Source organism: Streptomyces sp. NPDC002156 (genome assembly GCF_053593675.1).
In genome coordinates, this window is the sequence record NZ_JBSFDA010000253.1 from 1 (window position 1) to 10,729 (window position 10,729).

Below are 10,729 nucleotides of genomic sequence, written 5' to 3' on the forward strand. Positions count from 1 at the left end.
GCTGAGTGGTGCCGGCCGGGGCTGGATCTTTTAGCCCGTCCGGCGTTTGAGGACAAGGCCCGTTCAGGGCCGGAGCGGGGGTCTGGGGGCGCAGCCCCCAGGGATGGGACGGGTAGGGGCGGCGGGGGCGAGAAAGTGCAAGGGCTCGGGGAACGCCGACGGCCCGGCCACCTGGGGAGGTGGGCCGGGCCGTCGGGGTGTGGCTGGTGCTCAGGCTTCCACGGTGTCCGTGGTCGCCTTGCGGGTGGCGCGCCGCCTCGGCTTCGCCTCGGCGGCCTCCGGTGCCGCCTCCACTACGACCGCCGGTTCGGCGGCCTTACGGGTGCGGCGGCGCGGCTTGGCCTCGTCTGCGGCCTGCGCCGGGATGTCGGCGACGACCTCGACGGCCTTGCGAGCCGTACGGCGGCGGGGCTTGACCTCGGTCGCCTCGACGGTGTCGACCGTGACCTCCGCTGCCGTCGCCTTGCGGGTCCGGCGCGGCTTCGGCTCCGTGGCCTCCGCCTCAGCGACGACCGGGGCCTCGGCGGCCTTGCGGGTCGTGCGGCGACGCGGCTTGGCCTCGACGCCCTCCGCTGTGTCCACGGCGATCTCCGCCGCGGCCGGTGCCGTCGCCTTGCGCGTCGTACGGCGCTTCGGCTCCGGGGTGTCGGCCGAGGTCGGCTGGGCCGGGATCTCGGCGGTCTCCACCACGACCGCCGGTTCGGCGGCCTTGCGGGTGGTCCGGCGGCGGGGCTTGGCTTCGGTCGCCTCGGCGGTGTCTACGGCTGCCTCGGCGGCCGGGGCGGTCGCCTTGCGGGCGGTCGTCCGGCGCGGCTTGGCCTCGACGGTGTCGACCACGGCCTCGGCGGCCACCGCTGCCTTGCGCGTCCGGCGGGGCTTCTCCGCGACGGCCTCGACCGCGACGGCCTCGGCCGTCTTGCGGGCGGTACGACGGCGCGGCTTGGCCTCGACGCCCTCCGCCGTGTCCACGGCGGCTTCCGCGGCCGGTGCCGTCGTGGCCTCGGCGGTGTCGACGACCGGCTCCGCCGTCTTACGGGTGCGGCGGCGCGGCTGCTCCTCCGGGGCCTCGGCCGGGGTGAGCTGGTCCGGGGTGGTCAGCGTCGGCTCCGCCGTCTTGCGGGTGCGGCGGCGGGGCTGCTCTGCCGGTGCTTCCGCCTCGGGGGCTTCGGTGACGAGGGCCTCGGCCGGCGTGGGCTCCGCCGACCTGCGGGTGCGGCGGCGGCGCGGCTGCTCCGACGCCTCGGGGGTCGTGCCCTCCGCCGTCGCGACGGCGGCCTCGGCCGACGGCTCGACGAACGTCGCCGTGGACGCCGCCACCGGCTCCGCTGCCGCACCGCGGGTACGGCGACGGCGGCGCGGCGTACGGCGCTCTGCGGGCTGCTCGGACGGGGCCAGGGCATCGGTGACCGGAGTGGACGGCGTCGTCGGCGCGTCCGCGCCGGCGCCGCCACGCGTACGGCGGCGACTGCGCGGCGTACGTGCCGGGCGCTCACGCTCCGCCGGGGCGGAGGCGGCAGCCGGGCCGGAACGGCCGCCGCGGCCGCGCGGGCCACCGCGTCCGCCTGTCTCGCCGAGGTCTTCGACCTCCTCGGCGCCCAGGCCGGCGCGCGTCCGCTCCGAGCGCGGCAGGACACCCTTGGTGCCGGCCGGGATGCTCAGTTCCTCGAAGAGGTGCGGGGACGTGGAGTACGTCTCCGGCGGGTTGTTGAAGTTCAGCTCCAGCGCCTTGTTGATCAGCTGCCAGCGCGGGATGTCGTCCCAGTCGACCAGTGTGATCGCGATGCCCTTGGCGCCCGCACGGCCCGTACGGCCGATGCGGTGCAGGTACGTCTTCTCCTCTTCGGGAGACTGGTAGTTGATGACGTGCGTGACGCCCTCGACGTCGATACCGCGCGCGGCCACGTCCGTGCAGACGAGGACGTCGACCTTGCCGTTGCGGAAGGCGCGCAGCGCCTGCTCACGGGCGCCCTGGCCGAGGTCGCCGTGGACGGCGCCGGAGGCGAAGCCGCGCTGGGCGAGCTGGTCGGCGAGATCGGCCGCCGTGCGCTTCGTGCGGCAGAAGACCATGGCCAGTCCCCGGCCCTCGGCCTGCAGTATGCGTGCGACCAGCTCGGGCTTGTCCATGTTGTGCGCGCGGTAGACGTACTGCGCGGTGTTCGCGACTGTCTTGCCCTCGTCGTCCGGCGCGGCGGCGCGGATGTGCGTGGGCTGCGACATGTAGCGGCGCGCGAGACCGATGACCGCGCCCGGCATGGTCGCCGAGAACAGCATCGTCTGACGGCGGGCCGGCAGCATGTTCATGATCTTCTCGACGTCGGGCAGGAAGCCCAGGTCGAGCATCTCGTCGGCCTCGTCGAGGACGAGCGCGCGGACGTGGCCCAGGTTCAGCTTCTTCTGGCCGGCGAGGTCGAGAAGACGCCCCGGGGTGCCGACGACGACGTCGACGCCCTTCTTGAGGGCCTCGACCTGCGGCTCGTACGCCCGGCCGCCGTAGATGGCGAGCACGCGCACGTTACGGACCTTGCCGGCCGTGAGCAGGTCGTTGGTCACCTGCTGGCACAGCTCGCGCGTCGGGACGACGACGAGGGCCTGCGGGGCCTCGGTGAGCTGCTCGGGCTTGGCACGGCCGGCCTCGACGTCGGCGGGGACGGTCACGCGCTCCAGGAGCGGGAGGCCGAAGCCGAGCGTCTTGCCGGTGCCGGTCTTGGCCTGGCCGATGACGTCCGTGCCGGTGAGGGCGACGGGGAGGGTCATCTCCTGGATGGGAAAGGGGGTGATGATGCCGACGGCTTCAAGCGCCTCGGCCGTCTCGGGAAGGATCCCGAGATCGCGGAAAGTGGTAGTCAGGGCAATGCCTCTTCTGTGTACGCGGTGCGAGGCGAGCGCGGGGGTCGTGTCGGGACCGTGCCGGAAACTTCGGCCGCCTCACGGGCGGGCCGAGTGGCACGGGACCACTGCCGACGCTCGAGCGCTCGTACCGCTGAGGGTCCCTCCGAATTCCGTACGCACTGTGCCGTACGGATGTGGAGAGCTGTCGGGTCGGAGCCGATCGGGCCACCGACCGGGCATCCTCATTCGTGTGGCCCGTCGAGCTACGTCTTTCAACTCAGCGGGCGCATTACCACCATACCCCGGAATCGCGCACATGCGATGGCCGATTCGGTCACGTAGTGGTCGTCACACTGATTGAGCAGGGACTTCCGCCTTGCGGCAGGCGGGCTATTGTGCGCTTCATGACGACGCCTGACAACGCATCCGGTACCTCCGAAACCCACGCAGAAACCGCGGCCGAAGCCGCTCCCGCACTCACCGGAATCGCCGCCCAGGACTGGGCGCAGGCCGCCACCGACCCGCAGTACCGCGCCGCGGTCGTCGACCTGCTCGGCGCGCTGGCGTACGGCGAGCTGGCGGCGTTCGAGCGGCTCGCCGAGGACGCGAAGCTCGCGCCGACGCTCGTCGACAAGTCGGAACTGGCCAAGATGGCGTCTGCGGAGTTCCACCACTTCGAGCAGATCAGGGACCGGCTCACGGAGATCGGCGCCGACGCGACCCAGGCGATGGAGCCGTTCGTCGCCGCGCTCGACGGCTTCCACAAGCAGACGGCGCCCTCCGACTGGCTGGAGGGACTCGTCAAGGCGTACGTCGGTGACTCGATCGCCAGTGACTTCTACCGCGAGGTCGCGGCCCGCCTCGACGAGGACACCCGTCGGCTGGTGCTCGCGGTCCTCGACGACACCGGGCACGCGAGCTTCGCCGTCGAGAAGGTGCGCGCCGCGATCGACGCGGACCCGCGCGTGGGTGGGCGGCTCGCGCTGTGGGCGCGGCGGCTGATGGGTGAGGCTTTGTCGCAGTCGCAGCGGGTTGTGGCCGACCGGGACGCGCTGTCCACGATGCTCGTGGGTGGCGTCGCGGACGGGTTCGACCTAGCGGAGGTCGGGCGGATGTTCTCCCGGATCACTGAGGCGCACACCAAGCGGATGGCTGCGTTGGGGTTGGCCGCGTAACTGCTCCGCGGGGTTGGCGGTCGTCTGCCGGTCCGCTGTGGCTGGTCGCGCCCACGCGGCGGAGCCGCACATGTCACAGCCCCGCGCCCCTTTGGGGCGCTACTGCTTACGCCGTTGCCGATGATCGGCGGAGTCTTGCCTTAGGGCGCAGGAGAAGAGAGATCGACGCTGCCGAGACGGCCGTCGCGCCCAGCAGGATCAGTACGAAGTGGGCGGCGCCCAGCGCGCTGTGCGTGACGAAGGCGCCGAAGAGGGCTCCGGCCACGCCGGTCGACAGGACCAGGGGGCGGGCCGGGAGACGGTCGGGCAGGCGGTAGGCCGCCGCCCATGCCAGGGCGAGGCCGAGGATCGCGGAGCCGAGTGCTTCCAAGAACATGTCGGGGTCCCTCCCACAGCCTGCCTGCGCGTGACGTTCACAGCCCGTCATACCCGTGACCTGCTGAGAGCAACCCACTTGTAAGGGTGACGTGTGGTCAACCTGTGAATGCCGACCACATGGGTGGGGCCCGGCGGTTTCGAACCGCCGGGCCCCACCCACATGCACATCGATACGTGCCCTACAGCGCGCTGAAGCCCACCTTGCGGGCCGTCGGCTCGCCCAGCTCGACGTACGCGAGACGGTCGGCCGGTACCAGGACCTTGCGGCCGTGGTCGTCCACGAGGCTCAGCAGCGCCGACTTGCCGGACAGGGCCTCGGCTACGGCCTGCTCGACCTCCTCGGCGCTCTGACCGCTCTCCAGAACGATCTCGCGGGGCGCGTGCTGCACGCCGATCTTGACCTCCACGGCTATGTCCCTCCGACGGTCAGTGAAGTGCGCGGGCATCCGCGCCGTACCCAGCACACATTAGCCCGGTGAGGGGACGTACATGTTCCGCCCGGGAACGCCAGGAGCGAACAGCCGGTGGGAACAAACGGGCGGTCAGTGGTGCTCGGTGCCGTGCAGCGGGAAGCCGGCGATGCCGCGCCAGGCCAGCGAGGCCAGCAGCTGGACCGCCTGATCGCGCGGCACGCTGCGGTCGCTGTGCAGCCAGGACCGCGCCACCACCTGGGAGAGGCCGCCCAGACCGGAGGCGAGCAGCATCGACTCCGGACGCGAGAGACCGGTGTCCTCGGCGATGACCTCGCAGATCGCCTCCGCGCACTCGTTCGTCACCTTGTCGACGCGCTCGCGCACGGCGGGCTCGTTCGTCAGGTCCGACTCGAAGACCAGCCGGAATGCGCCGCCGTCGTCCTCTACATAGGCGAAGTACGCGTCCATCGTCGCCCGTACGCGCTGCTTGTTGTCGGAGGTCGACGCCAGAGCCGTACGGACCGACTCGATCAGTGCCTCGCAGTGCTGGTCCAGCAGGGCGAGGTAGAGGTCGAGCTTGCCCGGGAAGTGCTGGTAGAGCACCGGCTTGCTGACGCCCGCCCGTTCGGCGATGTCGTCCATCGCGGCGGAGTGGTAGCCCTGCGCCACGAACACTTCCTGGGCGGCGCCCAGCAGCTGATTCCGTCGGGCGCGACGCGGCAACCGCGTGCCCCGCGGGCGTGCCGCCTCAGTTTGCTCGATGGCTGTCACGCCGCCTCCCAATTTCGTCCACATGCGGTGTGCGCCGCGCGGCCATCGTACTTTTCGGTAACCCTGGTGTGCGCGGTGCGAGCGCAGAAATTCCTCGACCGAGGGACTGTATGTTCCGGGCTATTTAGTCAAATAGCAACAAATCCTGTGCTGGGTGCGGAGCGGCGGCGGAAGAGCGGTGGCGTTACCGGTATCAGTGGTGGCGGCTACCGGTAGTCGTCCTCGTCCAGTTTCACGACGCGGGCCTGTTCCGCGAGGTCGGCCTCGTTGGCGCGGTCGGTGTTCTCGCCGGTGAACGGGGCGTCGTGCTGCTGGGTGACGTCCGTGTGCTGCTCGGCGGCGTCGCGCTCGGGGGCCTCGACGTCGATATCGGTGGCGCTGTCCCCGTCCTCGAAGCCCTCGATCTCCTCGAAGGTCTCGGGGTCGGTGGGGTCGACGGCCATGCTGGGCTCCCTTCCCGGGGGTGTGTGGCCCAACTGCGGGTGCCCTGTTATGAGCCTAGGAGACATGGGGACCGGACGCCATGCCATCGGGGTGCCGGACGGGCGGGACGCGCGCCTGTGACGCCGAACACACGAACCACTGCGTGATCGTCTCGTAACATTGCCGCATGTCTTCGACCGAGCCGCCGTACGTACCGGCCACCAATGTGCTGCCGAAAGTGGCGCCCGTCAGGGTCGCGGAGGGTGAGCGGCTGCGCTCGGTGGGGCTGCCGGGGATCACCCTGACCGTGCGGTCGCGGCCCCCCGCGCGCGAGGGACTGCCTCCCGCGCTGTACGTCCATGGCCTGGGCGGTTCCTCGCAGAACTGGTCCGCGCTCATGCAGCTGCACGACGGGACCGTCGACAGTGAGGCGCTCGACCTGCCGGGCTTCGGCGACTCTCCGCCACCGGACGACGGCGACTACTCGATCACCGGGCACGCGCGTGCCGTCATCCGCTACCTCGACGCCTCCGGGCGCGGTCCCGTGCACCTGTTCGGGAACTCGATGGGCGGCGCGGTGTCGACGCGCGTCGCGGCGGTGCGGCCCGACCTCGTCCGGACGCTCACGCTCGTCTCGCCCGCGCTGCCGGAGGTCCGCGTGCAGCGCACCGCGGTGCCGACCGCGCTGCTCGCCCTGCCCGGCGTGGCCCGGCTGTTCACCCGGATGACCGCGCAGTGGAGCGCCGAACAGCGCGTCCGCGGCGTCACGGCGCTCTGCTACGGGGATCCTGAGCAGGTGACACCCGAGGGATTCCGCCACGCGGTCGAAGAGATGGAACGACGGCTGCAACTGCCGTACTTCTGGGACGCGATGACGCGTTCCTCACGCGGGATCGTGAACGCGTACACGCTCGGCGGCCAGCACAGTCTGTGGCGCCAGGCCGAGCGGGTGCTCGCGCCGACGCTCCTCGTCTACGGCGGCCGTGACCAGCTCGTCTCCTACCGCATGGCCCAGCGGGCGGCACGCACCTTCCGTGACTCCCGGCTGCTCTCGCTGCCCGATGCCGGACATGTGGCGATGATGGAGTACCCGGACACGGTGGCAGCGGCGTTCCGTGAACTGCTCGGGGACACGGGTGAGTTGACAGCGGATACCGGTACTGTGGCAGCGAGGACCGTCGGCAGCCGGGCCGGCGCCGCGAACGCGGGGAGCTGAGACGCGAGGTGGGACGTCACAGCCGCCGCGGCCGTACCGGCGGCAGCGCCAGTAAGGGCGACACGGCGAACATCCCCGTGGTTCAACAGGGACAGCAGCCTCGACAAGGGCAGCGACCTCAGCAGGGCCCGCAATCCCCACAGCGGCAGCAGCCTCAACAGGGCCCGCCTCAGAGGTTTCCTGAAGGTACGCCCGCTCATGGCTTCCCGCGTCTGCCCGACGGCACCCCGGCACACGGGTCGCCGCGTTTCCCGGACGGGACGCCTGCTCACGGCTTTCCCCGCATCCGGGGAGGCGGGCATCCCGAGCAGCGGGAAAACGGCGGCGGCTGGGGCGAGTTGGGCACGCGGCCCGGCGCCGGGCCGGCCATACCGGGTCAGCGTTCCGCGCCCCCGAACGCGCGAGGACCTCGGCAGGCGTACGTCGACGCCTTTGACGGAGTCGGTACGTCCGGCGCCGAGGACGTCGACCTCTTCGCGCCGCGCGCCCGGGCGCGGCACTCCGCCGATCCCTACGGGGACGTCACCACCTGGGAGTCCGAGGCCGACGCGGGCGACGGGTACGTCCCGCCCGCCGAGCCCGTCAAGGGCAAGGGCGGCGGCAAGGGCCGGGCGTTCGCCGGGATCGCGGCTGCCGCCGTCACCACCGTGCTGGCGGTCGTCGTGGCCGGGCAGGTCACCAACGGCCAGGACGACGACGGTGGCGTGCGCACCCAGACCGCGAACGGCTCGGGCCAGGACGCACGGGGCTCCGAGGACTCCGCGGCGGACAGCGACGCCGCTCCTTCCGCGTCCGACGCGCCGGCCGCGGTCACGACACTGACGTACGACCAGAAGATGGCCAAGACGTACGCGCTCGGGGCGACCCTCAAGGGCTCGGGGAAGTTCGACGCGATCCGCGGGTTCGCCAAGGCGCCCGGGACCGGGCAGAAGTACACGTACCGCGTGGACGTCGAGCAGGGGCTCGGGCTCGACGGGACGCTGTTCGCGCAGGCCGTGCAGAAGACGCTCAACGACGACCGCAGTTGGGCCCACGGCGGTGGTCGTACGTTCGAGCGGATCTCCTCCGGCCAGCCCGACTTCGTGATCACGCTGGCGAGCCCCGGCACCACCGCCTTCTGGTGCGCCAAGTCCGGGCTCGACACCACCGAGGACAACGTGTCCTGCAACTCGACCGCCACCGAGCGCGTGATGATCAACGCATATCGGTGGGCACAGGGGTCCGAGACCTACGGCGACAAGAAGATCTACGCGTACCGGCAGATGCTGATCAACCACGAGGTCGGCCACCGGCTGGGCTATGGGCATGTGACCTGCGACAAGGACGGCGAGCTGGCTCCGGTCATGCAGCAGCAGACCAAGTTCCTCAACCACGACGGGATCCGCTGCCGGGCCAATGCCTGGCCGTATCCCGGGAGTTGACCCGTGGCTCAGAAGTCACGTTGACACGGGTGGAAAGTTCGTTCATATTTTTGCCCATGTGGTCTAGTCATGTTGTCGAACGCGCAGCCATTGAGCTGGCGCTGATCGGCGTGACCCCACTCTGCGTGGCAGACATTCTCTGTCGCTGACACCCGCCCCGGCGTGCGTGTCGCGACGTTCACCATCTCCTTCTTCGGTCGACCACGACCTGATGCGACCCGACGCCCGGGCAGACGTGTGTTCTCTTCCGTCTCATTCCTCGTCATTCCGTCTCATCATTCGAGAGGTCGTCTTCCGATGCGCCAACCGTCCGTCAGAAAGCGCCGCGTGGCAGCGGTGTCCGTCAGCCTGGTCCTGGCCGCCGGCGTCGCCGCGTGCGGGCCGAAAGATAACGATGCCAAGGGCGCGGGCGGCGACTCCAAGCCGCAGAAGGGCGGCACGCTCACCGTCCTCAACTCCAACCCGCAGGACGACTTCGACCCCGCCCGGCTGTACACCTCCGGCGGCGGAAACGTCCCCTCGCTCGTCTTCCGTACGCTCACCACGCGCAACCGCGAGAGCGGGGCGGCGGGCGCGGAGGTCGTCCCCGACCTGGCCACGGACACCGGGCGCCCGAGCGAGAACGCGACCGTGTGGACGTACACCCTGAAGAAGGGCCTCAAGTACGAGGACGGTACGGCGATCACCAGCGCCGACATCAAGTACGGCATCGAGCGCTCCTTCGCCCCCGAACTCTCCGGCGGCGCGCCCTACTTGAGGGACTGGCTGATCGGCGCCGCCGACTACCAGGGGCCCTACAAGGACAAGGGCAAGGGGCTCGACGCGATCGAGACGCCGGACGACCTCACGATCGTCTTCCACCTCGACAAGCCCGAGGGCGAGTTCCCCTACCTGGCCACGCAGACGCAGTTCACACCGGTCCCGAAGGCCAAGGACACCGGTACGAAGTACGAGGAGCACCCGATCTCGTCGGGGCCGTACAAGGTCGTCAGCAACGAGGGCGACGGCGAGCGGCTGATCCTGGAGCGCAACACCTACTGGTCGGCCGCCACGGACGCGGAGCGCAAGGCGTACCCCGACAAGATCGACGTACGGTCCGGGCTCGACTCCTCGGTGATCAACCAGCGGCTGTCGGCGTCCCAAGGGGCGGACGCCGCGTCCGTGACCACGGACACCAACCTCGGCCCGGCCGAACTCGCCAAGGTCACCGGCGACAAGGAACTGGCCGCGCGCGTCGGCACCGGGCACTTCGGCTACACCAACTACATAGCGTTCAACCCGAAGACCAAGCCGTTCGACAACATCAAGGTGCGGCAGGCGATCTCGTACGCCATCGACCGCACGAGCGTCATCAACGCGGCCGGCGGATCGTCGCTCGCCGAGGCCGCCACCACCTACCTTCCGAACCAGAAGTCCTTCGGGTACACGCCGTACGACCACTTCCCGGCGGGTGCCTCCGGGAACCCGGCGAAGGCCAAGGAACTGCTGAAGGAGGCCGGTTACCCGAACGGGATGACCGTCACCCTCACTCACTCCAACGCCAAGGACTTCGAGACCAGCCCGGAGATCGCGACCGCCGTCCAGGATGCGCTCAAGAAGGCCGGCATCACGGTCAAGCTGCAGGGGCTGGAGGAGAACGACTACTCCGACACGATCCACGACGTGAACAAGGAGCCCGGGTTCTTCCTCGCCCACTGGGGTGCCGACTGGCCCTCCGGCGGTCCCTTCCTCGCCCCGATCTTCGACGGCCGACAGATCGTCAAGGACGGCGCGAACTTCAACACCGGCTTCCTCAATGACAAGACCGTCAATGCCGAGATTGACGCGATCAACAAGTTGACCGATCTTGACGCTGCCGCCAAGAGGTGGGGTGCACTGGACAGCAAGATCGGCGAGCAGGCGCTGACCGTGCCGCTGTTCCACCCCGTCTACAAGCGGCTGTACGGCAAGGACGTCAAGAACATCGTGATCAGCGACTGGACGGGTGTCCTGGACATCTCCCAGGTCGCGGTGAAGTGACGACGCCGTGAGCGAGGTTCTTCTCGCCTCCCAAGCCGCCGGGACGGGTACGGCACCCGTCCCGGCGGGCTCGGGGGTCCGTCA

Annotated in this window: 10 protein-coding genes; 5 read left to right on the forward strand and 5 right to left on the reverse strand. The window is 70.3% G+C overall.

Annotated elements, in window-relative coordinates; translation table 11 throughout:
- Window positions 1-210: 210 nt before the first annotated feature.
- A complete protein-coding gene (locus tag ACWCRB_RS46645) occupies window positions 211-2,754 on the reverse strand; it encodes a DEAD/DEAH box helicase (RefSeq protein WP_451001881.1) in 2,544 nt (847 codons plus the stop codon).
- A gap of 470 nt (window positions 2,755-3,224) precedes the next feature.
- On the opposite strand from ACWCRB_RS46645, the gene ACWCRB_RS46650 reads away from it, so the two are divergent.
- Complete coding sequence (locus tag ACWCRB_RS46650; protein ID WP_451001882.1) at window positions 3,225-4,004, forward strand: ferritin-like fold-containing protein; 780 nt, start codon at window positions 3,225-3,227, stop codon at window positions 4,002-4,004.
- A gap of 106 nt (window positions 4,005-4,110) precedes the next feature.
- On the opposite strand, the gene ACWCRB_RS46655 is transcribed toward ACWCRB_RS46650, so the two are convergent.
- From ACWCRB_RS46655 to ACWCRB_RS46670, 4 genes are all read right to left on the reverse strand, one after another.
- Entirely contained in the window at window positions 4,111-4,380 is a 270-nt protein-coding gene (locus ACWCRB_RS46655; protein WP_451001883.1) for a hypothetical protein, read from the reverse strand.
- A gap of 181 nt (window positions 4,381-4,561) precedes the next feature.
- On the reverse strand, window positions 4,562-4,789 hold the full coding sequence (locus tag ACWCRB_RS46660) for a DUF3107 domain-containing protein (protein WP_235475002.1): 228 nt from the start codon (window positions 4,787-4,789) through the stop codon (window positions 4,562-4,564).
- A gap of 135 nt (window positions 4,790-4,924) precedes the next feature.
- The gene (locus ACWCRB_RS46665) at window positions 4,925-5,566 is read right to left on the reverse strand and encodes a TetR/AcrR family transcriptional regulator (protein ID WP_235475001.1); all 642 of its coding nucleotides are present in this window, start codon (window positions 5,564-5,566) and stop codon (window positions 4,925-4,927) included.
- Between the two features lie 206 nt (window positions 5,567-5,772).
- Complete coding sequence (locus tag ACWCRB_RS46670; protein WP_369036341.1) at window positions 5,773-6,009, reverse strand: hypothetical protein; 237 nt, start codon at window positions 6,007-6,009, stop codon at window positions 5,773-5,775.
- A gap of 167 nt (window positions 6,010-6,176) precedes the next feature.
- Here ACWCRB_RS46670 and ACWCRB_RS46675 point away from each other — a divergent pair, with 167 nt between their 5' ends.
- The 4 genes from ACWCRB_RS46675 (at window position 6,177) to ACWCRB_RS46690 (ending at window position 10,645) form a co-directional block, all read left to right on the forward strand.
- Entirely contained in the window at window positions 6,177-7,205 is a 1,029-nt protein-coding gene (locus tag ACWCRB_RS46675; protein WP_451001884.1) for an alpha/beta fold hydrolase, read from the forward strand.
- 8 nt (window positions 7,206-7,213) lie between these two features.
- Window positions 7,214-8,626, forward strand: coding sequence for a DUF3152 domain-containing protein (locus ACWCRB_RS46680; protein WP_451001885.1), 1,413 nt, complete (start codon window positions 7,214-7,216; stop codon window positions 8,624-8,626).
- A gap of 56 nt (window positions 8,627-8,682) precedes the next feature.
- Window positions 8,683-8,775 (forward strand): Ms4533A family Cys-rich leader peptide, encoded by a 93-nt coding sequence (locus ACWCRB_RS46685; RefSeq protein WP_327700321.1) that lies wholly within the window; start codon window positions 8,683-8,685, stop codon window positions 8,773-8,775.
- Between the two features lie 148 nt (window positions 8,776-8,923).
- Entirely contained in the window at window positions 8,924-10,645 is a 1,722-nt protein-coding gene (locus tag ACWCRB_RS46690) for an ABC transporter substrate-binding protein (RefSeq protein WP_451001886.1), read from the forward strand.
- The last annotated feature ends 84 nt before the right edge of the window (window positions 10,646-10,729 follow it).

What these genes read in the sequence shown, in the direction of transcription:
- ACWCRB_RS46675 (WP_451001884.1), top strand. Translation starts at nt 6,177, where the DNA reads ATGTCTTCGACCGAGCCGCCGTACGTACCGGCCACCAATGTGCTGCCG.
- ACWCRB_RS46645 (WP_451001881.1), bottom strand. Translation starts at nt 2,754, where the DNA reads ATGACCCTCCCCGTCGCCCTCACCGGCACGGACGTCATCGGCCAGGCC.
- ACWCRB_RS46655 (WP_451001883.1), bottom strand. Translation starts at nt 4,380, where the DNA reads ATGTTCTTGGAAGCACTCGGCTCCGCGATCCTCGGCCTCGCCCTGGCA.
- ACWCRB_RS46685 (WP_327700321.1), top strand. Translation starts at nt 8,683, where the DNA reads ATGTGGTCTAGTCATGTTGTCGAACGCGCAGCCATTGAGCTGGCGCTG.
- ACWCRB_RS46670 (WP_369036341.1), bottom strand. Translation starts at nt 6,009, where the DNA reads ATGGCCGTCGACCCCACCGACCCCGAGACCTTCGAGGAGATCGAGGGC.
- ACWCRB_RS46690 (WP_451001886.1), top strand. Translation starts at nt 8,924, where the DNA reads ATGCGCCAACCGTCCGTCAGAAAGCGCCGCGTGGCAGCGGTGTCCGTC.